The organism is Bacillus salipaludis (assembly GCF_030938565.1).
GTDB lineage: Bacteria > Bacillota > Bacilli > Bacillales > Cytobacillaceae > Neobacillus > Neobacillus salipaludis_A.
Genome location: NZ_JAVGVR010000001.1, coordinates 1,773,258 through 1,799,869, shown reverse-complemented (window position 1 = coordinate 1,799,869; position 26,612 = coordinate 1,773,258). Strand labels below are relative to the sequence as shown.

Below are 26,612 nucleotides of genomic sequence, written 5' to 3'. Positions count from 1 at the left end.
CCAGAAATTCATGGATTTAATGGTCGTATAGATATAAGACAAACTCCAAAAACCCCCCCTACCGTTACGAAAAAATTGGTTTCAGCCATGGAACAAGCAACTGATTTACCTAAAATTCTTGATTATAATGACCCTAGAACTCCCATTTGACCTTTTAACCGCTGGCAATTATATCAAAAACCTAATGGGTTCTTCCACCGCATTTTTATCTTCAGATATTATGACTCCTAATGGAATTGGGGTAAATGGGCGTAAACTAAGGGTATTATACAAAACAACAGCTCTTCGTATTTTATTTAGGGGGAAAACGGCTAATGGAGTTGAACTCCTTAAAGAGGGCAAAAGGATTCAAGCCTTTGCCCGAAAAAAGGTTATTATATCAGCAGGCATAAACAGTGCTCAGCTTCTAATGTTATCTGGAATTGGACCATCACAAGACCTAAAACAGGCAGGAATTAAAGTAATTTTTGATAATCCAAATGTAGGAAAATATTTAACGAATCATACGTTAAACACAGCTACATTTACAATGAATCAAAAGGATCTTCCTGAGCTTGAAAAAGACCCGTTTGCACTATACACAGGAGGGGCCTTTTTACCAAATCCTCTTTCTGGAAAAAAGAATCAACGCCGTGCTGTCCAACTGATTGGCATTGTATCTGAAGGGAATTTAAATATTGCCATTTTATTTTTACAACCTAAAAGTCGAGGGTCTATCAAAATACAAAATAACGATCCCCCAAAAATTGTTCTTGCAGATGAAGGATTCCTTGATAACGAATCTGATTTGGAAAGCGTCAAAGTCATTTATCGAACTTATATTAAACATATCGCAGAAAGCCTTTCAAAAATTGATTCAACATACCAACTGGTAAGTCCAACAATTGAAATAATTAATGATGACGAACAACTTGAAGACTTCATTAAAGAAAACTTTGGGCATAATCACCATCAACAAAGCTCATTACGGATGGCACCATTAAATTTGGGTGGTGTAGTTGATTCTTTTGGGAGAGTACATGGGTTCAATAATTTAATTGTTGCGGATGCAAAGATAATCCCCTTTACTGTTGATGGCAACACATCTGCCGCTGCATTCCTAATTGGATATACGATAGCGAAACATTTAATACAGGAAGGCGATCGTTAAGATTGGGCAAAAGTTCTTGGTGAAACGAAAATTAAATAACCAACCTGTCAATCGATAGGTTGGTTTGTGTATTTTTTATTTGACATTCTATTTATTACCAGGAGCTGGTTGGTCAACACCCTTAATATGGTGTCGATGTCCATCGTCTTCTGTTGTGTGAAAATCATAGTAATGGACATGCATTCCATTTCCAACAGGAATAGCTGGACCTGAATATGCCTTATAATGATGAGTATGCCCGTTTTCAAAGACAACATATCCCTCAGTATAATGAATATGGTTGCCATCCTGCGTTTGAATTGGAGGAGATGTAACATCTAAACACTGATGAACATGGTCTGCCTCCACTGAAGTATAATCAACTGAACCATGATTGTGGTGCGGAACAAACCCATTTACAAAATCATCTTTTCCTACCTTTGCCACTGCCTCCACCCCTTATATTTCCTCCTATAATGGATTTTTAATGTTATTAATCACGGATTATCCAACTCAGAGACCTTTAACCTCATGATAAAGATGTTTTTATATGATTCCCCCAACTTTATTACACATGATATTTGTTAAATTATTAAAATATGTCCATTAAATAAGTAAAAAAATACCTTTTTCCATTGCCCACCCGTTACTTTCAGTACAATTCTTCACAATCTTGTAACTATAATAAAAAAAGAGCTGCCACCGCAACTCGATTTTTAATTCAAGCACCAATCCTTTATTAACCCAACATGTACATCCTTTAACTTTTGATCTAGATTATCGGGTACCACCTGTAAGATGCGCGTCAAACATATCAATGATCTCAAGGAACCTATCGGCTTCCCGAAAAACATGATCTGCTAATAGAGGATGAATAATACTCTTTATTTTACATTGTTCAATTAAATCACGGGCTGTTTTCTTGAAGTCCCTAAGAGATGCGACCGACACCCGATTTTGATCAAGGAATTGATCTAAAAGAGGCACTGTTTGAGATTGTGGTTTCATAGATTCTAAGTCCTTTGCTTGATACAGCAATTGATCAAAATCATTGCTGAAATTCCGTGCTACATCAACAAGTTTCCTTTCGGACGGATCAAGGAGATGCCCAATAAATTTGGCGTGATCTGCCATAATCCTTAAGAAGAAGACATTTTCTTTAATAATGGCATCTGGAAGCGATTGTAATTTTCCTTCGTTTAATTCAATTAATCGTTTTCTAAAATAATTAGCTTCCCTACTTATATGGTCAACTAATAGTGGGAAATTATTTGCCCCTGGCAATTTGCATGTGAGAATTAGTCCTAATACTTTCCGTTTAAATACGAAAATATTAGTTGCAGCTTGCTGTACTTCTGAATTAAACCTTCTTATTTGTTCGGGGTCTGTTTGATTATTAAAGGAATGTGCAGTTTGTTCGATTTGTTCAAATAAGCGATAAAATTGATTAGCCTCTTGAATTAATTGAGTATCTTCTGCTCTAAAACCCAATCGAAGAAATAAAGAATGTTCTTTCATAATCCTAGCCCAAAAACGAATTTCATTTATAGAGCGCTCAACAAACAATGTAGATGTAACACCAGTATCAGCATGCAAAGATATATCATCCCCGTGCATTCTATAACCTCCCTGAAAATACTCCTTTTGCTCTATTCATATTTAAATAGTCAATTGAATATGCCTTAAAGCAAAAGTTCCGTTTTACTTTGAAAATTATGAAATAAAGAGGACTTTATCTTTGTTCTGCCTAAATACTATCGTTAAAAACTTTGGTTCCCACATTAATCTTATGGAACTAAACTGTAATGTTAGCTCAATAAGTCAAAATGTAGCTCTGATTCTCAACTTTTGCACTCGTTAGTGGAACAACGGAAGTACTCAAAGCTTATGATTTATTAAATAAAATGTAATTTATGTAAGAAGAAGAAAATCCCAAACTTTTCTTCTTCAAGAAAGGAGGCGGAACACACCTGAGGTGCAGCAGGCGAATTCGGTCTATATAACATATGCCAAATATGACTTTATGGGCAGGGCTTGGTTAAGCGCCCACCCCCTTTTTGGTGTTATTACATATTTTATAAGTAACAGGTGAAAGGAGGTTCTGTATATGTCTGATGGTGTAGCTTTCGCAGGTGGTGGCTTTGCGTTAATCGTTGTATTGTTCATCCTTTTAATTATTGTAGGAACTGCCTTTGTTGGTGGTTGTGGTTTTGTTTAAAAAATAACCTATTCCTTATTGAAAGGAGGATTTAATATGGATGGTTACGGTTTCGGTGGCTGCGGTGGATTCGGTGGCTACGGTGGTGGTGGTTGCCCTGGATTTGGCTACGGTGGTGGCTTTTGCGGAGGCAATCCATTCGTTTTAATTGTAGTATTGTTCATCCTGTTAATTATCGTTGGAGCAGCTTGTTTTTACTAATTTAAATTCTCGAAAAAAGTCTTATAAAAAAAGACTTTTTTCTTTTTGTGTAATCTGTTTAATAAATACAAAAAAATCAGCCCTTGTCCATTACATTTCAATATCTTGTACATATATTATGATTACCACCAGCGAGCCAGACATATTACATTACCTTCTCGGATATAAAGAACGTCTGCCTATAAAGCAGACGTTTCTTTGCATTTATAGGCAAATCGTATATTTTTCCTTCTCAATATGATGTTTGTCCAAGCGATTCTTGTCTTTTAAAATATGATACATAGTGAAAGTTTTATTTTAGACATTCTAACAGGTGGTGATAAGTATGTTTGGATACGGCTTCGGAGGCTGCGGTTTTGGCTACGGGGGTGGCTTTTACGGAGGTAGCACTTTCGTTTTAATCGTAGTATTGTTCGTTCTTTTAATTATTGTTGGTACTTCTTTTATTGTTTAATAAACCAATACACGTTCTAGCGGAATGAATCATTAAGGCTGGGGGTGTAATAAATGGACGGAGTAAGAAATAGTTTTGCGTTAATCGTAGTATTGTTCATCCTTCTAATCATCGTTGGTACAGCATTTGTGTTCTACTAATAATAAGATGGATGGAGCAGGAAGAAGGCCCTTTATCGGGCCTTTTCGATTATCGTAAATTTTTGAGCGTTTTGTTGGTGGATCCCTATAAAGATCCTAGATGGGCTATTTTTTTTCTTGGCTCAGTTAAAGAATGACCCAATTAAAAAGACCTTTAGAGGTCTTTTTTGTATGTCTTCTTAAAGTAGTCGAGTAGAAGGGAGCCTTTCTACCTTGCGGTAGATTGTACTCCTCCCCCTCACAGAACCGTGCTTGCGCTATTAACGCACACGGCTCCTCCTAGTCATCATTTACAAAATATAGCTAATTTCTTTTCTTAAGTCGTATATATTAACCTTAACTCTTGCGTATGGTAATGGATATTTATTAAGAAAGAGTGTGAATTTATCCCAAGTAAATGATTTCCTTTGACTTCTTCTATTGAGCCATTTAAACAGTAGGTATCCGATTTTGTCTCTGAATTTGTTTACACTTTGGGTATTATCTGTGATGCAATAGTAGTTGTAATAACCTACTAGTGAGCGTTTAAATCTATCCATAATCATATGAATGTCTTTATTTCTGTTAATTTTCAACCATTCTTTAATTTCTTTTAGTTTAGCTTGGACTTTCTTCCTGCTTGTTCTCCGTTTTACTCGAAATTTCCCTTGTTTACTCCTACCGCAATAGTGTGTAAATCCAAGGAAATCAAAAGTTGCAGGTTTACTTCTTCCCTGTTGATTTGCATTTTGCTCCGCAAACCGCCCGAAGGGTATGATTTTGGTTTTATCCTCAGCTATTTCTAGATTAAATTTCTTTAATCTCAACTTTAATGAACGGAAGAATTGCTCGGCTTCACATTTATATTGAAAACAACAAACAAAATCGTCTGCATATCTCACTATGTAGGCTTGTCCCATGCACTGTTTCCTAACCCTTTTCTCAAACCATAGGTCAAGGACATAATGGAGGTATACATTGGCTAATATCGGAGATATTACTCCACCTTGCGGTGTGCCTTTGTCTGTTTTATATTTCTTACCTTCTTCCATGTATCCACCTTTAAGGAATCTACCAATGATTCTTAGTAGGTTAGGGTCAGCGATTCGCAGTTTTAAGAAATCCATCATCCATGTGTGGTCAACGTTGTCAAAGAATCCTTTAATATCTACATCTACTACATAATTTACTGTTCTCTTTTCAATATAGTGGTTAAGTATTTTCAAAGCATCGTGGCAGTTACGATTTGGACGGAATCCAAATGAACAGTCTAGAAAATCATTTTCATAGATGGTATTTAGTATTTTCGTTATGCCTCTTTGAACAATCTTATCTTCATGTTCCGGAATCCCCAATGGTCTTTTCTTGTTTGAATTGAGCTTTGGAATATACATTCTCCTTACTGGAACAGGACGATAACTTTTGCTTTTAAGCCTATTTACTAAATTCTCTATGTTTTCTTTTAGATTTTCACTGTATTGCTCTTTAGTTGTACTATTAACTCCAGTTGCCTTCTTGTTAGGTAGCTCCTGGTGACATTGAAATATTGATTGCTCATTTAGTAAATGTGCAAGAGATGTAAATTTCATTTTAGGACTTGATTTTGCTAATTCTGCTATCCTTAGTAGTTTTGTTTCCATTTATTATCCCTACCTCTGCGTGTAGTAAATGTGTCTCTAGTAAGGGTGATAACTGGTAGCTAGCCTTTCCTCCGTCGGCATTACCCAACTTCATTGGTACTACGCTGCTATCCGACTCCCTACATCGGCATTTGGTTTCCTTGCTTGTTATCGCTTGTACACCATACTCTTCTAAAAAAAGAAAAGACCGGTAGGGTCTCCCGAGTTGCCGTATCATATCAATGTATAACGTGCCAAGGTCTCTGACTCCAGAGAGGTTTTATCTTTCTTGCCTTTAACGAAAGATAAAATGTAGCTTTCTGCTGTGCTTAAGGCATCAGCCCTCTCAATTTACTAACATTATGGAGCTCAATCCCTTCAACCATTTGGCTTTCGGCCCGCTACCTAACTGTCTACGCTTAAAGACTAAAGTTACCTTTAGCCCTCCAAGACTCGCTACGAGCGAATGGCTAGTTCTTACTCGACGGGAATCCCACCCGTTATATGATACGACCTATGCTCGGCCGCACAAGCACCCGTTAGTTTAAGTACAATTTTTCACAAACCTGTTTATATCAATGCAATTTCTGTTCATAAAATAAGAATAATTTTTATTTTAATGACTGATTTACACTTACCTTTATGTAAGTACCTGTACTAAAAGTGCATACTTACATATTTGCAGTGTTTACTTTATTATCAATATATAATTAATATTTAAGGAGGCAAAATTTATGAAAACTCTTGTTATCGTAACACATCCTAGCATAGAAACTTCCGTCATTAATAAGCGATGGGTAGAAGAACTAAAAAAATATCCGGAAAAGTATACTGTTCACGAATTGTCTAAGGTTTACCCGGAAGGAAACATAGACGTGGAAAAAGAACAAAAACTGATTGAATCTCATGGTAATCTTGTTTTGCAGTTCCCTATATATTGGTTTAATTGTCCGCCTCTCCTTAAAAAATGGTTTGACGATGTTTTAGCTTATGGATGGGCTTATGGCTCAAATGGAGGAGATAAATTAAAGAATCGTAGAGTTGCTTTAAGTGTATCTGCAGAAATTAAAAAGGAAGATTATGGTGAAAACGGAAGATATCGGTATACACTTGAACAACTATTAGTTCCATTTGAAATGACATTCCTGTATTGCAATGCAGATTATCGTCCGTTCTTTGCGTTTTATGGAAAAGAAACTGAGCCGGGTACAAGCAAATTGGAAAAAAGCGCTATGGATTATTTGAATTTTGTTGACAACCTGTAATAGGAAAGCTTTATTAAAGTTATAACAAAGAAGTATTATCGCTTAGGAAATACTTCTTTTTAATTAAATAGCTATACCTACCGATGTACATTCTCTAAATCTGGCAAACGGTTCCTCTCTCCCCACTCACACATCATATCTAACAAGGGAATAAGGGAGCGACCACGCTCAGATAATGAGTATTCTACTTTTGGGGGTATTTGAGGGTAATCCTTGCGTATGATAAGACCATCTTTCTCTAACTCTTTTAACATAATACTTAGTGTTTTAAAGGAAACGGTACCAATACTTCGCTTTAACTCATTATGCCTTATAACCTTATTTTCAACCAGCCAATATAAAATGATCATTTTATATTTACCGCCTATTAAAGACAACGTATATCCAAATCCAGTGTCTTTTAGTTCAATTCCAGTCGGAACACAGGTTTTACACACAAGTTACACTCTCCTTTAGGTAAATATATGAATAGGCATCCTTTATAGTTATAATAAATTATTACGCAATCTTTTTGCAAAGGATGTAAACTAAATCGCTATAATGAAAAGAAAAGCAATAATTAAATGCTTATTCTACTATAGGGTGCTTATAAGGTGAAGGATTATTCGCTCGGTATGAAGCAAAAACTTGGAATTGCTCAGGCCATCATCGAAAATCAAGACGTTCTAATTCTCGATGAGCCATTTAATGCTTTAGATTATAAAACGTATAATGATATCAAGGAAATTATAAGATCACTTCAAGCTGCTGATTGAACCATTTTATTAACCAGTCATCATTTTGAAGATATTGAAGAGCTTTGCGATGAGGTGTATTTCATTGCTGACGGAAAACTAAGTCATTTAACAGATGAAGTGAAGTCAATTTATTTTTAACGATGTAATAAAGTTCTATAAAATATTATTGTAACCGTAAGCTTGGATTATAAAAATGAATTAAAATAAATTAGTTCTTCGAACAAGTAGTAGTATTTCATATAAAAACAGTAGTTGATCCTCAACAATCGTAATGAAAAAAAGTCCAATTTCTCCATTATTAATACAGAGAAATTGGGCTTTCTAGTATTGAAATTTCCTTAACGTTGTAAATACGCGATTCCTGACGCTACCCCATAAAAGGGTTCAGCCGAGATACGTGTAAAAATGGGTCATAGGCTTACTTTTTTTCCCATATCTTACGATATCCATAATGGAGTATGGAAAGAATTCGTTATTTTTTGGACCACCCATAAAAAAGATAGATTTTTAGTCAGCAATGTTGAATTAAAATTTATCAAGACCTAAATTATAAAAATCCTTAAAAATAAAGAAGAGCACATATTAGTCATATATAATATATGCTCTTCTTTTATTCAATTAAAGCACCCGATTGTGGAATATTGGAAAATATAAAAAAATCCGTAAAGATGACCTCTCAATTATTTTACTAAAGTTATTAGTACAATAAGAAAAATTTCCATCGGGTCCTATTCTTTACTATACTGTTTTTCAAATTTACGGTGATCTTAATTCCCTATTTAATCGTTTTAATATTGATCTCAAGAAGACACAAGGGTAAATAATCAAGTATAAATTGAAGAGCCACCACGTCCAGTCAAAATCTAATCGTATGATCCAAAAGACAATTGCTTGCAAACCAGAGCAAAAGGTTAGTACTAATGATATTAGTGCAAAACTACACCAAAGCATGTTTTGCTTGGAGAAAAAATAAAGGCTTAAAAATCCCGTAATGGAAATAAGCAAATCTAGAGGTAAAAATGACCAGTTCCATGCAACAAGAATTGGATGATTGTAATCTTTGAATAAATACTGCTTAGGGATTACATGAACAAGTGTTATCAACCAATAAATCAGAAACCCAACATCAGTAATAATAAAAAAATACTTTAACATCTTCATTTGCTTTGTTCCACTTTTGTTTGTATGTTGGATGATTCCTGAACTTTTCCAGTAAAGTTTAAAGTAACTACTCCGATAATAATTAATAAGATTGAAATAATCTTGACAATACTCAAACTTTCTCCAAAATACAAAAAACCGATAAGTGTAATCACAACAATTCCCATCCCTGACCAGACCGCATAAGCAATTGAAATCTCTATGTTTTTTAAAGCTAATGTTAGAAAACTAAGACTGCTAATATAAAAAACAATCATTAAAGCACTTGGAATTATTTTTGATAATCCGTTTGACAGCTTCATAGTAGTGGTACCTGCTACTTCAAAGAAGATTGCCAAACATAGAAATATCCAATACATAAGCATTTTCCCCTCCATTTCTTATTTTTTGTTTAAAATACCATACAAAAGGATTTCTATAATTGATTGAAGCATTTCTCCGATAGTGAATTGGTGTTTTAAAAGAAATTTTGGATCATAGATTTGATTAATGGCACCTAAATATAACTCTATAAATAATGGGAGGTAGATAGGTTTGATGTAGCCGTCTTCGATACCTTTTTCCATAATTAGAAGAACTCTCGACCACTCTTCTTTTAAAAATTGATCTAACTTTACCCACTGATTATAGTGATATCTTTTTAAATCAGACAATAAGCGAATGTCCATTAATTCAAATTCTGTTGGAATACAGATAAGAATCTGTTTAATCTTTTCTAATAAATCTAACTCTTCATTTTCTGCAATTTGTTTTTCTTTCTCTTTAATTTGAGAAATAAGTCTATTTATTACTTCTGTAATGAGCTCATCTTTTGAGGAAAAATGTTCATAAATTGTTCGTTTACTGACAGCTAATTGTTTTGCCAAATCACTAATGGTAAATGTAAATCCTTTTTGATGGATTTGATGAATGGTTTCGTTTATGATTCGCTCTTTCATCCCTCTACCCTCCTAACTAATGGTACCTAAATATTTTTTTTGGTACCATTATTATATAATATTAACTTTCCAAATTTCCACTATTTTCATAATGCGTTATTCAAGTATTTGGCCCTTTAAATAAAGAAAAGCACAATTCTTACTGCAGAATTGCGCCCGAATGGGGGGAATCATTGCTAAATATTATTCTAGATATGCAGCTTGTTGAACTAGAAACTAGTTTTAAATTACTTAGAAATCCATGCTATATATATACAGCAAAAAATATTAGCTGGGCTATGAAGCGACATTGCTCGCTACTTTTTCTGCGCTTTTATCATCATTAGAGATAGATTATCTCCTTATTTACATTTATTTACAACACATGACCGTTTTTGGACTTATCTCGGACTTACCCCCTATTAGCATTATAATATAATCCTATAACAGGGAGCTAACTGAAATATTGGAGATGAAATATTAAAATGAAAGTATACGTATCAGAAGAATGTATTGCTTGTCATCGATGTTATATTTATTATCCAGAGGTTTTTGCAAAGGATGAAGGAGGATATGCCAAACCAAGAACTACAGATCATATAGATAATAAATTTGAGGACATGGCTGAAGATGCAATTGAAACATGTCCTGTAGGTGTAATAAGTTTCGATTGGTAAATTAATCCATAAAACCAACTCTTTTTACGACTAAAATTGTAAACAACAGTAATAAAGGGTGAGGAATCTTTATTGCCTTTCTTCCACTCCTGCTTACGTTTGTTTAATAATAATAGGAGGTGCCGTAGCTACCTCCGTGATAAACTCAAGCCCCTTTAGCTTAAGTGTAATCCCTCACAATCTTATATTGTTTTGTTTGTTGGTAAAAACTAATTCCCTGAAATTTAAAACATTGGATATTCCCTAAGACTACATTTCTTTTATGGCTTCCTTCCAACCTTTTCTTGAATCATTTGAAATCCATATTATACCTCCTTAATTAAGAAACAGCATTTAACACCTCTGTGTTAAGTTCTTTATTCAATTATAATCCTTCTTAATGTGTGACCTGCCCGTTAGCACAAAAAGAAAAGCTGCCTAAAATGGCAGCTGGATCTTCAACTCTTGCACCCGTTACTTTAAGTGCAATCCTTCACAAACTCACAAATCGGTTGAAATAAGAAAATGGCATTACCCCGTGGTTGAAGTAATGCACTTCTTTGAAGAAACACTTAATTTTCTTACTTCTCAACCCAATACCAAATCGCTTATCTTGATCCTCCAAATCATATGATCGTGTTCTTTTTCCCAATAATCCTTTAACAAATAATTAGGGTCTCCAAATTTCTTTTTCCAGATTTTTTGTGAACTTATATATCCACTATCTAAACAAAATTCTTCTATGCCTTTACTCTGTAAAGTAAAATACATTGTATTCAATAGCAAATTCACTACCCCCATTCTTTGGTAATCCGGCCGAACAAATACAGTACCTACCTCAATTAGCTCTTTGAAAGTGTTGTTTGTACAATTACATATGAGATCACTTGCTGGGCCATATTCAATTGAACCAATAATTTTATCATCATCTAAAGCAATCAAGAAATATCGTTCCTCACCATTGCTTTCAAAATCACATTCTAAGTATTTTTCCTTATCTTTGACTTCATCATTAATATCATTCAACTTCTCGCCTAAACCTTCTTTAATAAAAGTATCAGTAATCACTATTCTAAAAAATGAATTTAACTCTTTTATGTCCTCAATTCTTGGCCTTCTTATCTCTACGTTAAGCACCCAAAACTCCTCCTCACTCCTATTCACTTCAATACCGTACTTCAATTATCCTTCTTTAAGTATCCTGTCCGTTAGCACAATTAAAACCAGTATTGCAGCAGCTATCCCATCTTTAACGTAAGCACCCGGTAGTTCAACAAGAAACTGCTCAACTATTATCATCTAAAAGGTTTAAGTCCAAAGAAACGCATATCTATTTCTGTATCAGTAAAAAATAAGGAAGAGGTGAGAGCAAGTGGAAAATGGTAATTTAAAACTTACATCTTCCGAAATAGGAACACTATGGGGGGAGTATGTAAACGGAACAATGACGGAGATAGTAAATAGGTATATGATTTCTATTCTGGAAGACGAATCAATAAAAAAGGTTTTTGAAATTGCCATTGGGACATGGGAAAAGCAAAAGAAGCAGCTTGTTTTCTTCATTGAGAAAGAGGGATTTCCAGTTCCAATTGGATTTACTGAGTCCGACCTTAATAAAAGTGTAGAGAGATTGTTTTCTGACACATTCTGCTTAAATTATTTACATATTATGACTATTCATGGTTTGTTGGGTCATACGACTGCTTTAAGTGTTTCTGTCAGAAAGGACCTACGGGAATTTTATAACTCATGTGATAATGATGCAAAAAGTATGTACGATTTAACCATTGAGTTATTGCTTGAAAAAGGAAAATTCCAAAGAGACCCCTATTTCTATCCTAACGAGAGCCCTGAATTTATTGCTACCAAAGATTTTAGTGATGGATTCTTCGGAAAAGGGAGACTTTTATCTGCTTCAGAATTAATCAGTATTTCTCTTAACATTAAAAAGAGCATTATGGCAAAAACATTATCAATCGGATTCAGTCAAGTCGCTGAATCGAAAGAAGTAAGAAAGTTTTTTGAAGAATTAGAAAAAACAGCAGATGAAAACATACAAGCACTTTCAAAAATTATGCACAAGGATAATTTGCCAGTTCCAATGTCGTGGGAATCAGAGGTTACAACGTCAAAAGACTCTCCTTTTTCAGATAAATTAATGTTGTATCATATGGGTTTCTTGGCTCAAACTGCACAAGTATATCACGGGACAGGTCTAGCTGCAGCTATGCGAACAGACCTAGGTGTAGTTTATGAAAAAGCAATTCTAAAAACATTAGCAATCACCAAAAACTGGTTTGATATTATGGTGAAAAACAAGTGGTTAGAACAACCACCACTTGCTCCCAATAGAAAAGAAATTGCAAAAGAAAAATAACTAAAAATGCCCTTCCTAATCGGTCGGGTATTTTAATTTTTAGAAAGATTATTCTTCCACTAAACTGCCCCCGTTAGTGCAATAAAAAAAGCTGCCTCAATGACAGCTTCCGCTCTTAAACTCAAGCACCCTATAGTTTAAGTACATTTGTTCACAAACTTAGCTTTATTACAGGGATGCTGCCATTTACTTCAAGAAGAAAAGCTGCCGAAAATGGCAGCTGATCTTTAACTCTTGCCCCAGTTGAAGAACAAGTTTTTTATTTTACCAGACTTCCCATTAATAATTCCTTTAACTGGTCAACACTTTTGACAATATGGGTAGGGTTAGAATTACTTAATTCTTCATAAGAACCATAACCATATGTAACTCCAATTGAATCAATACCGGTGTTATTTGCCCCAATAATATCGTGCTTTCTGTCACCAACCATAATAAAGTTATCTAGCTTTTGTTCATTGTACTTATCTAGTATGTATTGAATAATTTCAGTTTTTGATGTTCTTGTTCCATCAAGATTACTTCCTACCACAAGTTCAAAATAGTGGTCAATATTAAAATACTTTAGAATTTGTTCAGAATAAATTGTAGGTTTTGAAGTTGCGACAACCAAAGTGAATTCTTGGTCTTTTAAAGATTTTAAGAGTAATGGAATATTTGGATATAATTTATTTTCAAACATTCCTTTTTCCTTAAACCTTTTCCTATAAAAATCAATTGCTTTTTGTGTATTTCCCTCATCGAAATCATAATATTCAGCAAATGAGACTTGTAGTGGTGGACCAATAAAACATTCAAGTTTGTCAATATCTGGTTCATTAATGTCCATCTTTTGTAAGGCATATTGAACCGATTTAGTAATTCCAACTTTTGGGTCTGAAAGTGTTCCGTCTAAATCAAACAAGATAACTTTATATTTGTCCATATTAAATAAATAAACTCCTTCTTGTAGTTAATGCCAAATCAATTTTATCATATAAATTTCAAAAAAATTGAAATTCTCATTCGACAATTCTTCCATTTACTTCAAGAAGAAAAATTCGTCTGCACTTATAGTAGAAACGCACCCGTTTGTTTAAGTACAATATTTTACTAAGTAAAAAATAATAAAGTTTTAATATAAAAATAGGTATTACCGTTTTGTGAAGTAATACCCCATTACCTAATGTAGATTTTTTATTTATTAATTTCCCCTAAAACATTCACAAAGGGAGATTTAATTGCCACGAAACCCCGAATCGGTCATCTAGCCAACCAAACTTCTTACTGAAACCATAATCGCTAATTAGCAATTGTTGAACTAAACTGTCTGTCAATAATGATTCCAAGCTGTAATCCTCTTGAATCACACAGCATTTAATTGAATATTAAATTAGCTTGAATTTCTGCAAAGTGTGAAAATTGTCGAACGGTTACTGAGTACAGTTTGTCTTCCATATTATACAATTAGGACAAGGTTTATGTTTCCAATATCTGGAGGTTTATGATGAGAAAAATGAAAGTATTGATTCTGACGGTTGTGTTTCTTTTGACTATGGCTCTGCCAGCAATGGCGCAAAGCAATTCCCATGTAAACAAAGGCTCTTTTCAAGGTGCTTCATTCTATGGTTCAGAAGCTACTAGCGATACCTCTGTAGGCCTTTTTACTAACTTTGAAGATAAGGATTCTTACATCCTTTATTACCAAACCTATGATTATGAAAAAGACGAATACTATTATGGCAGCGCTGTAGTTCCAGCAACCAAAGTGGTTTTTGACATTAACAAGGGGACAGCCAAAGTGAATCAGACAGTAGAAGTAAATAAAGTTGATCTTACTCGCGATGAAGAAGGAAATTGCACTGGCGATGAATCGTCGAATTAATGAACTTTCGCTTGAAGAACAAAACGCTAGGTTAGAGGCACAAATTAACCTTTTGAAGGCTGAGAATGAACTTTTAAAAAAGATTCGTATGGCAGAAAGGGGGCTGATAAAGTAAAAGTCCCAGCTAGCCAGAAATTCATTCTGATTGACTCAGTTATTGAAAAGTTCCATCTAAAACATATGGTGAAATACCTTTGTAAGATATCTGGTGTTTCACGTAGTGGTTATTATAACTATTTCTCACAGAAGTCTAGGGACCAAAGAAAACGCAAAGGTGAAAAGGATGCAGCGGCAAAGGAATTGATTTTAAAAGCTTTTCACTTTAAAGGTCGTATGAAAGGGGCACGTCAAATCAAAATGACATTGGCGGGTCAATTTCAGTGTGTCTACAATTTGAAACGAATCCGAAGAATTATGAAAAAACACGGTATCATCTGCCCTATTAGAAAATCAAATCCATACAAAAGAATGATGAAAGCAACACAAGAACATCGTGTAGTGCCAAACCTGTTAAACCGTCAATTTAAGCAGGAGATTCCTGGCAAAATACTACTTACCGATATCACTAATCTAAATTATCAGAATGGACAAAGAGCTTACTTATCAGTTATTAAGGACGGATCAACGGGGCAAATCCTGGCTAAACATATATCAGACCGTATCACTATGGAACTGGCCACTAACACTTTACACAAGCTAAAGAAAAATCGAAACTTTAAGAAAGCAAAAGATGCCTTGATCCATTCAGACCAAGGGACTCACTATACCCACCCTGATTTCCAAAAGCTCGTCAAGAAACTAGGGATACGTCAGTCCATGTCCAGACGGGGGAACTGTTGGGACAACGCACCAATAGAATCATTCTTTGGTCACCTTAAAGACGAGGCCAAAATAAAGTCATGTAAAACTTTAGATGAACTAAAACGAGAAATAAACAAGTATATTACTTACTATAATTATAACAGGTATCAATGGAACCTAAAAAAGATGACCCCTGTTCAATACAGAGATCATCTTCTTCAAGCTGCCTGACCTTTTTTTAAAATGTCCTTTACAAAGGGTACACATTAATCATTAACCGACCTTTTATTTTGTCGATAGTCTCACAAATTCGTCCTTTGAATTTACCTGCCCATTTAAAATAAGGTTGCCTCTATCGATCCCATCTTTAACTCTTGCACCCGTTACTTTAAGTGAAACATTTCACAATCTTTTTTTTGGAAATTTACCTAAAAAAGCTGAATTAATTAATAGAAAAATAAAAGGACTCTCTTTTTAAAAGTCTTAATGCATGTACCTCTTTGTATTAATCTAATCTTCTCGGTTCGCATCACCGTCATTAGCTTCATCGGCTCCTTCGCCGAGATTGTTACCCATCACTCCACCTGTAATTGCTCCTACTACAGTACCAATCGGACCGTAAGCAAGACCCACGGTAGCACCAGAGACAGCACCAACAACAGTACCTACAGCCTCACCAGCATCGTTATCGACTCGATTGCGTTCGTTTTTATCAGCCATTCATTTCACTCCTTATTAAAAAATGGGCAGTGCTTTTCCAGTACAATCCCTTAACATATTTTGTCCTAGAAAGACAGAATTACACGATGAATAATTTACTCCCTTAAATATCCTAACCGACAAGACAATAACAAAAATGTCACAAATTTTGCAACCATTGCACCCTTTAGTTTAACAAGAAACTGCTCAACTATTATCAACTAAAAGGTTTAAGTCCAAGGAAACGCATAACTATTTCTGAGTCAGTAAAAAATACGGAAGAGGTGAGAACATATGGAAAATGATAATTTAAAACTTACGTCTTCCGAAATTGGAACACTATGGGGGGAGTATATAAACGGAACGATGACCGAGATAGTAAATAAATATATGATTTCTATTTTGGAAGACGAAGAGGTGAAAAATGTTTTTGAAATTGCCATTGAGACATGGGAAAAGCAAAAGAAGCAGCTTGTTTCCTTCATGGAGAAAGATGGTTTTCCAGTTCCGAATGGATTTACTGAGTCCGATCTTAATAAGGGTGCAAAGAGATTGTTTTCTGACACATTGTGCTTAAATTATTTACATATAATGACGATACATGGTTTGTTGGGTCATACCACTGCTTTAAGTGTTTCTGTCAGAAAGGACCTACGTGAATTTTACAATTCATGTGATAATGATGCAAAAAGGATGTACGATTTAACCATTGAGTTATTGCTTAAAAAAGGAAAATTCCAACGAGATCCCTATTTCTATCCTAAAGAGAACCCTGAATATATTTCCACCAAAGATTTTACTTATGGATTCTTCGGAAAAGGGAGACTTTTATCTGCTACAGAAATAATCAGTATTTCTCTTAATATTAAAAAAAGCATTATGGCAAAAACTCTTTCAATCGGGTTCAGTCAAGTCGCTGAATCGGAAGAAATAAGAACGTTTTTTGAGGAAATAGGAAAAAAGGCAGATGAAAACATACAAGCCCTTGCAAGTATTTTGCACAAGGATAATTTGCCCATTCCAATGTCGTGGGAATCAGAGGTTACAACGTCACAGGACTCTCCTTTTTCAGATAAATTAATGTTGTATCATATGGGTTTCTTGGGTCAAACTGCACAAGTATATTACGGTACAGGTCTAGCAGGAGCCATGCGAACAGACCTAGCTGTCGTTTATGAAAAGACAATTCTAAAAACATTAACATTGACAAAAAGTTGGTTCGATATTATGGTGGAAAACAAATGGTTAGAACAGCCACCACTTGCTCCCAATAGAAAAGAACTTGCACAAGATAAATAAGATATACCCCTCATTAGTGAGGGGTACACTTTTAATTAACTTTTTAATTTAAGGGATAATTTCAACATAAAGTAGTTATTTCCTTCTTAAGCTAATCTGCCCGATAGTTTAAGAACAACATTTCACAATCTTTCTGGTAGAAAAAGAAAAGGGCGACCTTCTTGTTGGAGAATCGCACTCGTGACTAAAAGCAGAAAAATTTTAAATACCCGAATTGACTAAATGCGAGAATAATCCTACCAAACCTATAACAATTGCAATGCTTAATAAAGCAATCGTATATTTCTTTCTAATCAGATTAAATATCGAAACTATAACACCAAGAGATAGAAGTACAACAGTTGAAACAATGTCTTTAGCAAAATACATATAATTTAGTACCCCTAAAATCACCAAAATCAAAGGCAACAAATTTATGAAAAACTTCATTCTATATCCCCCCAATCTCTCTCCTTATAATAACATAATTATCCAAATGTCAATTAAACCTTCTTAAAGTAACCTGCCCCGTTAGTGGAACAAAAAAAGGCTGCCGAAGCAACCCAATCTTTAACTATTGCACCCTATAGTTTAAGTACATACCTTCACAATCTTTATTAATAAATTATGTTAATTCCTATTCCGAATTTATGACCGACTGACTAACTTTCGGATTGGAAAGTAGTAGACTGTACCTTCTCACCAATATTCTGGTTACTTTGCCTCCACAAGCCTACCGCTATCCATAGACAACCTACGGCGACCAGAATTCCGTGGGTAATTCGCAGCGGCTGCCCACCGAAAAATTGCGGAATATATAATCCCATCCCTAAAGCGAAAGGAACACCACTCCATTTTGGGTACATGCCAGACCTCCAAATTGCGATAGCAAGTATAATCGCTGCAATGGCAAGTAGTAGGAGTCCTACAAGGGACATAACGAGACCCGCGCCAGAACGGACGACAGTTGCTAAACTAACAAGGGTGGATGCTTGTTGCCTTATCGCCTCTTGCCCTATAGCGTGTAGACCGAACGTTTCCCCTCCGTAAAACGGCAAGGTTAAACCTGTTCCTATCAAACACATCACGACCGCCCAATACGCAAGTGAGTTTACGGCTGTCCCTTGTAAAGAGTTGTGAAGCCCAAGTAAACCTAGTGGTAGTAGTGTAAAAGCGACAATGGCTAGTATATGTGCCACTAGCCAATCGGTGGAGGCGAAAGCTGTGGCACCTTGCAAGGATGTTTCATCTGAAAAAGGTCGTATCGTTGGATAAAGTACAAACAAGATTCCAGAGATCACGAGAGATGAAGCACTAAGGCGCATTCGTAACATTTTAGGTACTGGCATAGGATCTTCCTCCTTGGTTTGGATGTCGATATAAATATACATTAAAGAAACGCAAGGTTAACTAATTACAAAGTTGATAAAATATCCTGATTTTATTTTTATATAACTTCAACTATTTTGATAATTAAGTGGTTTTATGTAAAAGTTTAATTAAGTTTTTCTCTCATTGGATTAATTCGGAGTCAACCATTGCTTTTGTTAACTGATTCACCTTCTGTCATCTTTTAGTTGAAGAACAAAAGGAATCCCCGCAGCGATCCCTTGTTAAACATAAGCACCCGTTAGGTTAAGTACAATCCTTCACAAATTAGATCATTTTTCGTGATATTCTAACTTGAAAAAGAAATTCCGATTTTTTATTACTATTACTGTAGTTAAAATAAGTAAAAGAACGGTTTGTATGACTTTACTCATTGGGTGTGTTGAAAATAATTCATTGAAAAGCCCCGCTGAAATATGAAAAACGATCGCAACGATAATATTTCGCCCTGTTTTATAATATAACCAGTTCATCAATAGAACAAAGGGTATGAGACTAACCACAAAATTTATAGAATATATTACCCCTGTTTCGACTAGATTGCTTTGATAATAACCTTTAATAAAACCTAGAGGGAAATGCCAAAATGCCCAGAAAATAGCAAAAATCATAGAAACAGTGAAAAGATTAAATCGTTTTCGTAAGCTGTCTGTGCCATATGAGTGCCAAGCCAATTCTTCTAGTATTGGAGCAAAAAAGAGCAAAAACCAGGCTGGAAAAATACCTGCTGAAAATGAAGACTTTCCTGAGAGTGCAAATTGAGAGGTACTATATCCGAAAAGCAAGGAAATTGCCTGTGCAAGAAGAATACTCGTGATCATAAGAAAACACGTTACAATAATGTAAAATGGTCTTATGGTATTGAAATTAAAAAACCTGTTCAATAAATCCTTTCGTAAGTAAGAATCTGGCAATATTAAAACACAAGCAATGACCAATGGACTCGATAAGCCAATAAGTCCCAAAATGCTTACTAAGATTACATATAGATTTCTACTGGGTTCAATATGACTGATGTATGCAGCAATAAACCAAAATATCCACGGAACTAAAATGGATAATCCATAGAACAAAATTGGATGCCGGTATTTCTCGATTGCCATTTCTTTTCCTCCTTTTTATTTTTATCTTACTTTAACCCTATTAAGATTTAATATTTTAAGTATTAAGTTAATGTTTATTTTTGGTAAGTATTCCAACCGGTGATTTTTTATATTAAATTGACCAAACCTTCCACTAATCAGCCCTTTAGCTTAATAAGTCCTAATAAAAAAAGCGTTAATCCTTCTTGGATTAACGCACCCGTTACTTTAAGTACATTTCTTCACAAACTTTTATCGTAAAAGAAAAAGCTGCCGTTAAAACGATTTCTCCTCCCACAACTTTCACTTTATTCACCATTTAATTTTTGAATTTTTTGGAAAACGAAAGATGTGTTCGCTTTGGTTAGTCTACTTGCTCCCCAAACTTCTTGCCGACCTTTTCCATCAAATCAATAATAGGAATGAATTCTTTCCCTTTTGAGGTTAATGAATACTCTACACGAGGAGGAACTTCTGGATAAACTTTGCGATTAATTAAGCCATCGTCTTCTAGTTCTCGAAGTTGCTTTGTAAGAGAACCTTGTGAAATATCCCATAAAAAAGCTTTGATTTCACTATAACGACGCTCTTTAGACTTTAAAAACCAAAGAATGAGATATTTCCAACGTCCAGAGAGTATGTTTTGGGTATAGGCAATGCCATATACTTCTCTTTGTTCCTTTATACACTCTTTGTCAAATCCATCCTTACATATTCTAGACACTCTTACACCTGCTTTCTACTGTTAAGTACAAAAAAATGTACTACGTCAATTTTTATTGCCTACTTCAAAAATATGAGAAATGATTTTATTCTAGTATATGTAACAGAAATACTCAATAGCAGAATAATTCTTTGATATATAAATTCTTTAGGAGGAATAATAATGAGATTTGGAATAATAGGTGCAGGACCAATTGGGTCAATTATTTCTAAAAAATTGGTTAAGAATGGACATGATGTCAAAATTGCGGATGCAAGAGGAATTGAACGTTTAGAAGGAAAAGAGCTTGCTGGAACACCCGTGCATGTAGAAGATGCAATTAAAAATATTGAAGTTCTTATAATATCTCTCCCTATAAAAGCACTGCCAAGCATTCGGAACATTATCAATCAAGTCGGGGAGGAAGTAATCATTGTAGATACTTCAAATTATTATCCGTATAGAGACGATAAAATTGAAGAAATTGAGAACGGGATGGTTGAAAGTGTTTGGGTTTCAAATCAATTAGGTAGACCTATCATTAAAGCTTTCAACAATTTATTAGCCTATACTTTAGAAAATGAAGGAACCTCCGAAGGTACTAGTGGACGAATTGCCATAGCGATTGCTGGTAATGAACTATCAAAAAAACAATTAGTCATGGACGTAGTAAACGAGATAGGCTTCGACGCAGTAGATAGTGGTTCTTTAAGTGACTCTTGGAGACAGCAGCCAGGAACTCCTGCTTACTGCACAGAGCTAACAAAAGATGAACTAATGATAGCGTTGAAAAAGGCAAATAAAGAAAAAGCACCATTACTACGGAATAAGGTGATGGAAAGGTTCGGAGAGCTCCTTGCAGAAAAAAAAGAAGTTGAATTTTCACATAAGGATATTGTGAATTTAAACAGAGAAATATACAATTCATAAAACAAGTGGTGCACTCAGTTAGAGTGTACCTTTATGTATATCCATATATATCCTCATAAAGTTTCGAAGGAATATGTTCGCCTCTTTTCTTTTTACCGCCAAACAATCCAGAATATTATTGATATTCTAGGAGCATACAAAAAGCCTTTCAAGTCCGAACTCAATTACTTTCAAAAACTGAAATCTAAATATGATTGTGTTTTAAATCCCTCTTCTATTAACCTGCCCCGTTAGCACAATAAGAAAAGCCACCAAAATGGCAGCTTGATCTTCAACTCTTGCACCCGTTAGTGAACAAGCTCGATTCAAATAAGGTGCTACCAATTAAAGGCAACACCTCTTCCTGTTACTTATGCTCGTATTCTAAAACTTCAACCTTAAAGCCATGACTACATCCAATTTTAGGACTATCACAAGATGGAGATACTCTTACTTTAACCTTGTCATATGTCGCATCAGGGGGCATAGCACTGTTGTCAGGAACTTTAATTCTTAAGGAAATATCATAAGAATGATTGTTGTTATAAACAATACCCAAAATCCTCTGTTGTTCCCAACCAAAACTAGATTCTTCTTTTCCTCCATACTCTTTTATTACCCTTTTATCAATAGCTGGAAATATAATATCCCGAATAATATCTTCTGGTGTAACATACCAGTCCTCTGCATACGGTTTAATTTCCTTTGGTTCTGGTGGTTTAGCATGAGCTAAGTTATCTGTGGCAAACATTAAAAAAATAGTAAAGAAAACCGTTATTTTCTTCAAGATGCTCACTCCCATATTTTTGAAGTTAGAGTTTGCATCTTCAATTAATATTATCCACAACAACCAACCGCATCTCCAAACCAAGCTATTTCTCTTGTTGAAATGAGACAATAATAACTAATTTAATGTTCAACTAATCTGCCCCGTTAGCCATCCATGCAGCGCAAAATCAGCGCTGCACCAAAGAGAATGAAAATGGCTAAGACCGTCTATACTGTTTTAATGCTGGCGAAGAAGGTCTTTGAACTATGGTGCCTTTTGAGCCCATCCGTTAGTCTGACTCCAACGACCACGGTGTACCACCGACTGTCACACCCATTAGGGGTAGCACTCATGGGAGATTAATCCTTTTTCTGGTTGTTGCGCCAGCTTTAACTGATTTCATTTTAAGTAGAAAGGTTTCACAAGTCGATTTACCAGCCAATCTTATATACGATCCTTCAAGAGGCTCAGCCTTTTTTTAAAAACTGGTTTTTCTAGGTCTATTTTTTCATGCCCTTTTTCAGTTTTTATTTTCATGGGAGTTCAAGAAGAAATCAAAGAATTGTTTTAGATTGAACCCTTTTTCCGATTACAATATAAACCAAGTAACCGATCACATTTAGGAAAGCAAAAACAAGAACCCAACCAACATTTAATCGTCTTTGATGATAAGCATTAATTGTTGCCCAAATCGTAAATAATGCTGCATAAACCGCGACACCTACAAATAAAACTAAAGTCATAATAGTGTCAATATATCTTACTTCCATATTAACATACCATTCTGAATCTCCATTTCCATATGGATAAAGGTCAAAAGCCCAATCAGGAGCCCATATTTTTCTTTCAAACTGGTAATTTGGTTTTGCATTTTCTACATATTCAAATATAGAATTGTAACTTTTTGCCTCTAACTTAACATCTTGCACATTATTAATTTGGACTTTTGAAATTTGGTCTGTACCTTTTACCAATGTCTCTATTTCCTTTTTCATATCTTCAGAAACGTTATCTTTATTATGTAACAGATTGAATATTTTTGTTGCGACAATAGAGTTTTCGTGAGAATTTTGTTCTCCCGCTACCCACATAACCCCAAATACAGTCGAAGAAATAACAAGGAATGCGATGGCTAAATAAAGTACCCATTTTGCAAATACCTTTTGTGCTTTAAACAATTGACTAACGATGGATCTCATTTCTTGTTCTCCACCGAATCGCTCAATAGCAAGTTCAATGGCTTCTTGCTCCGTTTTCCCTTCTGATTTCAAATCATGAACAGCTTCCAACAGATGACCATTCATTTCCTCTTTTAATTCTTGAATTTCTTTTTCGTTACCACCAACACCTTGATAAACCGAATCTACAAATGCTTCAATTTGTTTCATACTTTTCTCCCCCTTCCAAAAACGAATCAATAATGTTTTTAACAAATCTCCACTCCAGACGCTTTTCTTCTAACCCTTCTTTTCCTAAAGACGTGAGTTTATAATATTTTCTTCTTCCTCCTGGTCCTTGTTCATCACCCCAGTAAGAAGAAATCCACTCATTTTTTTCCAATCGCTTTAAAGACAAATAAAGCGTACCTTCTTTTAATTCAAACTGATTATTGCTTTTTTCTCGAACATATTTCGCTAACTCATATCCATACATTTCCCTGTTGTTCAATAACGAGAGAATTAACGTATCAATATGACCTTTTAAAACCTCTTTATTTACTTCCAATTTTGTCCACCTCCTATCATTAATTGTAAATTACAATACTATATAATACAAGGTATTAATTTTAAAAAATTTCCAGATTCTTCTTCAACTCCCTCAGTTTAATACGAATATCTATCGAATGCTCACTTATTCGCAGGATTTCATAACCCTTGTAATTTGGATTTAAGTGTAATTGATATGAGTTCAGATCATTTGACTTCATGAAGGCATAGTTAAATAAAGGAGTCAGCTACCACTCCATATTTTACCATATAATGTACAACTCCACGCCGCCCCTGGAGGCTTTCCCTCCCATGTCTCAACGGGTCAATTGCCCTCTCATTCCTTCGTCATGCCTATCCAAGGGGTGGAGGCCAGTTATGCTAAACTGATGGGTCACAGTGCCCTTTTGTTGAAGAAACCTGGTACTCCGTACATATTTGAAATCCTACGAATAAGACAACATTCAAAATTAAAGTTTAGAATATTAATTAATACATTTTATATATCAAATGTTTTAATTCTAAGCTGCTATAGGGATTAATACTTGGACTTTACTTGGACAATAAGACTCATTACTTCGTGCTATTCCCACAAAAATCCTTGCTAGTTTACCTATCAGTTTCATGATTGATTTCATTTTCTTTATCTTCTTTACCTTCACATTATGGGAGTGGACAGCTTTAAACTCAGGGTTATTCATCACAAGGCTCATTGTTGCTAAGTAGAGGAATCGCCGTAGCCTAGACCTTCCACGCTTTGAAATGACAATCTGTCCTTTCCATTTTCCTGAACTTGCTTCAGCTAGATGCAATCCTGCATGACGTAATAGAGAGTTGCCGTGAGAGAATCCGCTTAAGTCTCCTGCCTCACCTAGTATCCCAGCTAATGAAATTTCACTTATTCCCTTAATCATAAGTAGTTTTTTCGCGAATGGTATTTTGTTGAGGACATCTTTAACTTGTTCTTCAACTCTTTCGAGTTGTTTTGCAGCGAGGTCATATTCCTCTAATAATTGTTCTAAATGGAATTTATAAGCATCAAGTGCTTGTCCGGTTCCAATACAAGATTTTGCTAGATTGATCAGTAATTGAGCTTTTTTAGGTCCTGGTTGTCGTTTCATTAAAGACTTCCACCCTCTCATGACATCTAGTGTTTCAAGTGAAGATATTTCATCCGGTGTAGGAAATAAACGAAGGGTTGCGATGGCCCCTTTGCACGAAACATCTTTAAACACTTGTCTCAGTTCTGGAAAGACTATATCCACCCATCGATTTACTTGATTAATAGACATCACGAGACGTTTAACAATTACATCACGGTTCGAAATTAGAACTCTAAGTTTCTCAAAGGATTCTGATGTTGGACGAACAAAGGAATAATAGCCGTTTTTCACCATATCCGCTATAACGAGGGCATCTTTTTTATCACTCTTCGATTGAGTATTGTCACGATTCTCTTTATTCCTTTTTACTAAGTGGGGATTTACAGTAACTACCTCAATGTTTTGTTTATCCAGCCATTTTGATAGGTTAATCCAGTAATGTCCTGTAGGTTCCATACCCACTATTGTTGAATCTAATTTTTTTAGTTTTTGTAAGTTTTGAATCCAACTTAATAGTTTTACGAATCCCTCTTCATTATTTTCAAATGAAAGTGGATCTCCAACTACAATACCACGGAAGTTAACAGCTCGAGCAATGTGTAGTTGTTGAGCGATATCCACACCAACAATAAGGTGTGTATCGGAAATTCTTTCTATTAGTTGATTTTGTTTGTCTTGCATTTTAAAATTCATAGTAGGGCTTCCTCCTTAAGACAATGAGTTTAGATTGGTCTCTATACTCGTATCTTACTGAGGGGCTCTATTTTTTTCAAACCTGATATTTAACGATCTACAGGAATGCTAAACTGCCCCTTTAGCCACCCATGCAGCAGGGCTGCACCACAAAGAATGAAAATGGATAGGAAGTGCCAATACTGATACTGACCTTAATCCAGTCAATCCAATCTATAGGCTTGCTAATTTAACACTCTCCTCTTTTTTTTAACGATTGAGCAAGGTCTTCTTAAGTATTGTCACTTTTCTATTCTTGAAGAAACTTATTTTCATGGTAGTTGAACAACAAAAAAGCCGCCAATTATGGCAGCCCAATCTTCAAGTATTAAGTTTAAACAATCCTTGCTCTTTCCATTGGTCGAAATATTTTTGATAACCCATTTCCTCAGCGGTCATAGTGTATTGCTTATCTCCCAATTTAAAAGTATGAGATCCTGACAATTCTTCATAGGTCGGATTCCCAGCTACATCCCCGAAAAGCGTTTTGAATGTATTCACATCCACTGAATGTGTTGTTCCATTCTCGTAGGTTTCAAGAAGAATGTAATCAACCTCCTCCTGAGCAAGAGCTGTATGCCCCTTAAACATCAAACCAGCTTCATTTAATGACAGATATAATTGGATTATATTCAACCCCTACTCTTCCTGAAAAATTCATTACCTTATTTGAACTCCTGCCCCTTAGTCGAACAAAGAAAAAGTGTAGCCATTGCAACCCCTT

At 35.1% G+C, this 26,612-nt stretch carries 32 protein-coding genes and 2 pseudogenes; 13 read left to right on the top strand and 21 right to left on the bottom strand.

From position 1 onward, the window contains the following. The first annotated feature begins 127 nt into the window (after window positions 1–127). A complete protein-coding gene (locus tag RCG21_RS08830; RefSeq protein WP_372512610.1) occupies window positions 128–1,150 on the top strand; it encodes a GMC oxidoreductase in 1,023 nt (340 codons plus the stop codon). A gap of 87 nt (window positions 1,151–1,237) precedes the next feature. Here RCG21_RS08830 and RCG21_RS08825 read toward each other — a convergent pair whose 3' ends face one another. Both RCG21_RS08825 and RCG21_RS08820 read right to left on the bottom strand, forming a co-directional pair. Further along, window positions 1,238–1,576: a YmaF family protein gene (locus RCG21_RS08825; protein WP_133339508.1), complete on the bottom strand. Its 339-nt coding sequence runs from the start codon at window positions 1,574–1,576 to the stop codon at window positions 1,238–1,240. A 330-nt stretch (window positions 1,577–1,906) separates the two neighbouring features. After that, complete coding sequence (locus tag RCG21_RS08820) at window positions 1,907–2,746, bottom strand: DUF2935 domain-containing protein (protein ID WP_133339510.1); 840 nt, start codon at window positions 2,744–2,746, stop codon at window positions 1,907–1,909. 490 nt (window positions 2,747–3,236) lie between these two features. On the opposite strand from RCG21_RS08820, the gene RCG21_RS08815 reads away from it, so the two are divergent. The 4 genes from RCG21_RS08815 (at window position 3,237) to RCG21_RS08800 (ending at window position 4,142) form a co-directional block, all read left to right on the top strand. Next, entirely contained in the window at window positions 3,237–3,347 is a 111-nt protein-coding gene (locus tag RCG21_RS08815; protein WP_133339512.1) for a YjcZ family sporulation protein, read from the top strand. Window positions 3,348–3,383: 36 nt separating this feature from the next. Next, window positions 3,384–3,548 (top strand): YjcZ family sporulation protein, encoded by a 165-nt coding sequence (locus tag RCG21_RS33510; RefSeq protein ID WP_133339514.1) that lies wholly within the window; start codon window positions 3,384–3,386, stop codon window positions 3,546–3,548. Between the two features lie 325 nt (window positions 3,549–3,873). Then, entirely contained in the window at window positions 3,874–4,002 is a 129-nt protein-coding gene (locus RCG21_RS08805) for a YjcZ family sporulation protein (RefSeq protein ID WP_308913084.1), read from the top strand. 53 nt (window positions 4,003–4,055) lie between these two features. After that, complete coding sequence (locus RCG21_RS08800; RefSeq protein WP_133339518.1) at window positions 4,056–4,142, top strand: YjcZ family sporulation protein; 87 nt, start codon at window positions 4,056–4,058, stop codon at window positions 4,140–4,142. Between the two features lie 290 nt (window positions 4,143–4,432). Here the strand turns inward: RCG21_RS08800 and ltrA are convergent, their stop codons facing one another. Beyond that, on the bottom strand, window positions 4,433–5,761 hold the full coding sequence (gene ltrA, locus RCG21_RS08795; protein WP_308913083.1) for a group II intron reverse transcriptase/maturase: 1,329 nt from the start codon (window positions 5,759–5,761) through the stop codon (window positions 4,433–4,435). 713 nt (window positions 5,762–6,474) lie between these two features. On the opposite strand from ltrA, the gene RCG21_RS08790 reads away from it, so the two are divergent. Beyond that, window positions 6,475–7,005 carry an NAD(P)H-dependent oxidoreductase gene (locus tag RCG21_RS08790; RefSeq protein WP_133340283.1) on the top strand — a complete coding sequence of 177 codons (531 nt, stop codon included), beginning with the start codon at window positions 6,475–6,477 and terminating at the stop codon, window positions 7,003–7,005. A gap of 77 nt (window positions 7,006–7,082) precedes the next feature. On the opposite strand, the gene RCG21_RS08785 is transcribed toward RCG21_RS08790, so the two are convergent. Then, window positions 7,083–7,442, bottom strand: a complete 360-nt coding sequence (locus tag RCG21_RS08785) for a winged helix-turn-helix transcriptional regulator (protein ID WP_133340285.1) — start codon at window positions 7,440–7,442, stop codon at window positions 7,083–7,085. 156 nt (window positions 7,443–7,598) lie between these two features. On the opposite strand from RCG21_RS08785, the gene RCG21_RS33505 reads away from it, so the two are divergent. Next, the gene (locus tag RCG21_RS33505; RefSeq protein WP_372512609.1) at window positions 7,599–7,760 is read left to right on the top strand and encodes an ATP-binding cassette domain-containing protein; all 162 of its coding nucleotides are present in this window, start codon (window positions 7,599–7,601) and stop codon (window positions 7,758–7,760) included. Window positions 7,761–8,498: 738 nt separating this feature from the next. Here the strand turns inward: RCG21_RS33505 and RCG21_RS08775 are convergent. From RCG21_RS08775 to RCG21_RS08765, 3 genes are read right to left on the bottom strand one after another with little or no spacing between them, the layout of a single operon-like run. After that, a complete protein-coding gene (locus tag RCG21_RS08775) occupies window positions 8,499–8,903 on the bottom strand; it encodes a DUF5360 family protein (protein WP_133340287.1) in 405 nt (134 codons plus the stop codon). Beyond that, window positions 8,900–9,262 (bottom strand): DMT family transporter, encoded by a 363-nt coding sequence (locus RCG21_RS08770; protein ID WP_133340309.1) that lies wholly within the window; start codon window positions 9,260–9,262, stop codon window positions 8,900–8,902. The genes RCG21_RS08775 and RCG21_RS08770 overlap by 4 nt, the downstream gene beginning before the upstream one ends. A gap of 21 nt (window positions 9,263–9,283) precedes the next feature. Beyond that, window positions 9,284–9,841 (bottom strand): TetR/AcrR family transcriptional regulator, encoded by a 558-nt coding sequence (locus RCG21_RS08765; protein ID WP_133340289.1) that lies wholly within the window; start codon window positions 9,839–9,841, stop codon window positions 9,284–9,286. Window positions 9,842–10,305: 464 nt separating this feature from the next. On the opposite strand from RCG21_RS08765, the gene RCG21_RS08760 reads away from it, so the two are divergent. Then, window positions 10,306–10,497: a ferredoxin gene (locus tag RCG21_RS08760; RefSeq protein ID WP_133340291.1), complete on the top strand. Its 192-nt coding sequence runs from the start codon at window positions 10,306–10,308 to the stop codon at window positions 10,495–10,497. 567 nt (window positions 10,498–11,064) lie between these two features. Here RCG21_RS08760 and RCG21_RS08755 read toward each other — a convergent pair. Further along, the gene (locus RCG21_RS08755; RefSeq protein ID WP_133340293.1) at window positions 11,065–11,613 is read right to left on the bottom strand and encodes a GNAT family N-acetyltransferase; all 549 of its coding nucleotides are present in this window, start codon (window positions 11,611–11,613) and stop codon (window positions 11,065–11,067) included. Between the two features lie 235 nt (window positions 11,614–11,848). On the opposite strand from RCG21_RS08755, the gene RCG21_RS08750 reads away from it, so the two are divergent. Further along, on the top strand, window positions 11,849–12,853 hold the full coding sequence (locus RCG21_RS08750) for a DUF3231 family protein (RefSeq protein ID WP_133340295.1): 1,005 nt from the start codon (window positions 11,849–11,851) through the stop codon (window positions 12,851–12,853). 259 nt (window positions 12,854–13,112) lie between these two features. Here RCG21_RS08750 and RCG21_RS08745 read toward each other — a convergent pair whose 3' ends face one another. Then, window positions 13,113–13,778 (bottom strand): HAD family hydrolase, encoded by a 666-nt coding sequence (locus RCG21_RS08745; protein WP_133340297.1) that lies wholly within the window; start codon window positions 13,776–13,778, stop codon window positions 13,113–13,115. Window positions 13,779–14,055: 277 nt separating this feature from the next. Further along, a pseudogene (locus RCG21_RS08740) lies at window positions 14,056–14,163 on the bottom strand (VOC family protein); the annotation flags it as partial. Between the two features lie 176 nt (window positions 14,164–14,339). On the opposite strand from RCG21_RS08740, the gene RCG21_RS08735 reads away from it, so the two are divergent. Both RCG21_RS08735 and RCG21_RS08730 read left to right on the top strand, forming a co-directional pair. Continuing rightward, the gene (locus RCG21_RS08735) at window positions 14,340–14,717 is read left to right on the top strand and encodes a hypothetical protein (protein ID WP_308913082.1); all 378 of its coding nucleotides are present in this window, start codon (window positions 14,340–14,342) and stop codon (window positions 14,715–14,717) included. Further along, window positions 14,710–15,749, top strand: a pseudogene (locus tag RCG21_RS08730) (IS3 family transposase); the annotation flags it as partial. The gene RCG21_RS08735 and the pseudogene RCG21_RS08730, both read left to right, overlap by 8 nt. Before the next feature lie 279 nt (window positions 15,750–16,028). Here the strand turns inward: RCG21_RS08730 and RCG21_RS08725 are convergent. Continuing rightward, a complete protein-coding gene (locus RCG21_RS08725; protein ID WP_133340303.1) occupies window positions 16,029–16,238 on the bottom strand; it encodes a tape measure protein in 210 nt (69 codons plus the stop codon). Between the two features lie 273 nt (window positions 16,239–16,511). On the opposite strand from RCG21_RS08725, the gene RCG21_RS08720 reads away from it, so the two are divergent. Further along, window positions 16,512–17,516, top strand: a complete 1,005-nt coding sequence (locus tag RCG21_RS08720; RefSeq protein ID WP_308913081.1) for a DUF3231 family protein — start codon at window positions 16,512–16,514, stop codon at window positions 17,514–17,516. 201 nt (window positions 17,517–17,717) lie between these two features. Here RCG21_RS08720 and RCG21_RS08715 read toward each other — a convergent pair whose 3' ends face one another. The 4 genes from RCG21_RS08715 to RCG21_RS08700 form a co-directional block, all read right to left on the bottom strand. Then, window positions 17,718–17,945: a hypothetical protein gene (locus RCG21_RS08715; RefSeq protein WP_133340307.1), complete on the bottom strand. Its 228-nt coding sequence runs from the start codon at window positions 17,943–17,945 to the stop codon at window positions 17,718–17,720. Between the two features lie 212 nt (window positions 17,946–18,157). Next, window positions 18,158–18,844 carry a hypothetical protein gene (locus RCG21_RS08710; protein WP_133340669.1) on the bottom strand — a complete coding sequence of 229 codons (687 nt, stop codon included), beginning with the start codon at window positions 18,842–18,844 and terminating at the stop codon, window positions 18,158–18,160. 312 nt (window positions 18,845–19,156) lie between these two features. After that, window positions 19,157–19,987, bottom strand: a complete 831-nt coding sequence (locus RCG21_RS08705; protein WP_308913080.1) for a CPBP family intramembrane glutamic endopeptidase — start codon at window positions 19,985–19,987, stop codon at window positions 19,157–19,159. A 343-nt stretch (window positions 19,988–20,330) separates the two neighbouring features. Further along, on the bottom strand, window positions 20,331–20,690 hold the full coding sequence (locus RCG21_RS08700) for a winged helix-turn-helix transcriptional regulator (protein ID WP_133340661.1): 360 nt from the start codon (window positions 20,688–20,690) through the stop codon (window positions 20,331–20,333). A gap of 162 nt (window positions 20,691–20,852) precedes the next feature. Between RCG21_RS08700 and RCG21_RS08695 the strand changes: the two genes are divergently transcribed. Beyond that, entirely contained in the window at window positions 20,853–21,599 is a 747-nt protein-coding gene (locus tag RCG21_RS08695) for an NADPH-dependent F420 reductase (RefSeq protein WP_133340659.1), read from the top strand. A gap of 201 nt (window positions 21,600–21,800) precedes the next feature. On the opposite strand, the gene RCG21_RS08690 is transcribed toward RCG21_RS08695, so the two are convergent. From RCG21_RS08690 to RCG21_RS08665, 6 genes are all read right to left on the bottom strand, one after another. Beyond that, window positions 21,801–21,923, bottom strand: a complete 123-nt coding sequence (locus RCG21_RS08690) for a hypothetical protein (protein ID WP_308913079.1) — start codon at window positions 21,921–21,923, stop codon at window positions 21,801–21,803. 22 nt (window positions 21,924–21,945) lie between these two features. Beyond that, the gene (locus RCG21_RS08685; RefSeq protein WP_372512752.1) at window positions 21,946–22,374 is read right to left on the bottom strand and encodes a hypothetical protein; all 429 of its coding nucleotides are present in this window, start codon (window positions 22,372–22,374) and stop codon (window positions 21,946–21,948) included. 527 nt (window positions 22,375–22,901) lie between these two features. Beyond that, window positions 22,902–23,735 carry a permease prefix domain 1-containing protein gene (locus RCG21_RS08680; protein WP_308913078.1) on the bottom strand — a complete coding sequence of 278 codons (834 nt, stop codon included), beginning with the start codon at window positions 23,733–23,735 and terminating at the stop codon, window positions 22,902–22,904. After that, window positions 23,722–24,072, bottom strand: coding sequence for a PadR family transcriptional regulator (locus RCG21_RS08675; protein WP_133340655.1), 351 nt, complete (start codon window positions 24,070–24,072; stop codon window positions 23,722–23,724). The genes RCG21_RS08680 and RCG21_RS08675 overlap by 14 nt, the downstream gene beginning before the upstream one ends. Before the next feature lie 502 nt (window positions 24,073–24,574). After that, the gene (locus RCG21_RS08670) at window positions 24,575–25,849 is read right to left on the bottom strand and encodes an IS110 family RNA-guided transposase (RefSeq protein WP_308913077.1); all 1,275 of its coding nucleotides are present in this window, start codon (window positions 25,847–25,849) and stop codon (window positions 24,575–24,577) included. Window positions 25,850–26,209: 360 nt separating this feature from the next. Further along, entirely contained in the window at window positions 26,210–26,524 is a 315-nt protein-coding gene (locus RCG21_RS08665; RefSeq protein WP_308913076.1) for a hypothetical protein, read from the bottom strand. Window positions 26,525–26,612: the final 88 nt, after the last annotated feature.

Excerpts from the sequence above, each read along its gene's own strand:
- RCG21_RS08830 (WP_372512610.1), top strand. The coding sequence starts at position 128 with ATGACCCTAGAACTCCCATTTGACCTTTTAACCGCTGGCAATTATATC.
- RCG21_RS08820 (WP_133339510.1), bottom strand. The coding sequence starts at position 2,746 with ATGCACGGGGATGATATATCTTTGCATGCTGATACTGGTGTTACATCT.
- RCG21_RS08815 (WP_133339512.1), top strand. The coding sequence starts at position 3,237 with ATGTCTGATGGTGTAGCTTTCGCAGGTGGTGGCTTTGCGTTAATCGTT.
- RCG21_RS33510 (WP_133339514.1), top strand. The coding sequence starts at position 3,384 with ATGGATGGTTACGGTTTCGGTGGCTGCGGTGGATTCGGTGGCTACGGT.
- RCG21_RS08805 (WP_308913084.1), top strand. The coding sequence starts at position 3,874 with ATGTTTGGATACGGCTTCGGAGGCTGCGGTTTTGGCTACGGGGGTGGC.
- RCG21_RS08800 (WP_133339518.1), top strand. The coding sequence starts at position 4,056 with ATGGACGGAGTAAGAAATAGTTTTGCGTTAATCGTAGTATTGTTCATC.
- ltrA (WP_308913083.1), bottom strand. The coding sequence starts at position 5,761 with ATGGAAACAAAACTACTAAGGATAGCAGAATTAGCAAAATCAAGTCCT.
- RCG21_RS08790 (WP_133340283.1), top strand. The coding sequence starts at position 6,475 with ATGAAAACTCTTGTTATCGTAACACATCCTAGCATAGAAACTTCCGTC.
- RCG21_RS08775 (WP_133340287.1), bottom strand. The coding sequence starts at position 8,903 with ATGAAGATGTTAAAGTATTTTTTTATTATTACTGATGTTGGGTTTCTG.
- RCG21_RS08770 (WP_133340309.1), bottom strand. The coding sequence starts at position 9,262 with ATGTATTGGATATTTCTATGTTTGGCAATCTTCTTTGAAGTAGCAGGT.
- RCG21_RS08765 (WP_133340289.1), bottom strand. The coding sequence starts at position 9,841 with ATGAAAGAGCGAATCATAAACGAAACCATTCATCAAATCCATCAAAAA.
- RCG21_RS08760 (WP_133340291.1), top strand. The coding sequence starts at position 10,306 with ATGAAAGTATACGTATCAGAAGAATGTATTGCTTGTCATCGATGTTAT.
- RCG21_RS08745 (WP_133340297.1), bottom strand. The coding sequence starts at position 13,778 with ATGGACAAATATAAAGTTATCTTGTTTGATTTAGACGGAACACTTTCA.
- RCG21_RS08735 (WP_308913082.1), top strand. The coding sequence starts at position 14,340 with ATGAGAAAAATGAAAGTATTGATTCTGACGGTTGTGTTTCTTTTGACT.
- RCG21_RS08725 (WP_133340303.1), bottom strand. The coding sequence starts at position 16,238 with ATGGCTGATAAAAACGAACGCAATCGAGTCGATAACGATGCTGGTGAG.
- RCG21_RS08720 (WP_308913081.1), top strand. The coding sequence starts at position 16,512 with ATGGAAAATGATAATTTAAAACTTACGTCTTCCGAAATTGGAACACTA.
- RCG21_RS08715 (WP_133340307.1), bottom strand. The coding sequence starts at position 17,945 with ATGAAGTTTTTCATAAATTTGTTGCCTTTGATTTTGGTGATTTTAGGG.
- RCG21_RS08710 (WP_133340669.1), bottom strand. The coding sequence starts at position 18,844 with ATGCCAGTACCTAAAATGTTACGAATGCGCCTTAGTGCTTCATCTCTC.
- RCG21_RS08705 (WP_308913080.1), bottom strand. The coding sequence starts at position 19,987 with ATGGCAATCGAGAAATACCGGCATCCAATTTTGTTCTATGGATTATCC.
- RCG21_RS08695 (WP_133340659.1), top strand. The coding sequence starts at position 20,853 with ATGAGATTTGGAATAATAGGTGCAGGACCAATTGGGTCAATTATTTCT.
- RCG21_RS08680 (WP_308913078.1), bottom strand. The coding sequence starts at position 23,735 with ATGAAACAAATTGAAGCATTTGTAGATTCGGTTTATCAAGGTGTTGGT.
- RCG21_RS08670 (WP_308913077.1), bottom strand. The coding sequence starts at position 25,849 with ATGAATTTTAAAATGCAAGACAAACAAAATCAACTAATAGAAAGAATT.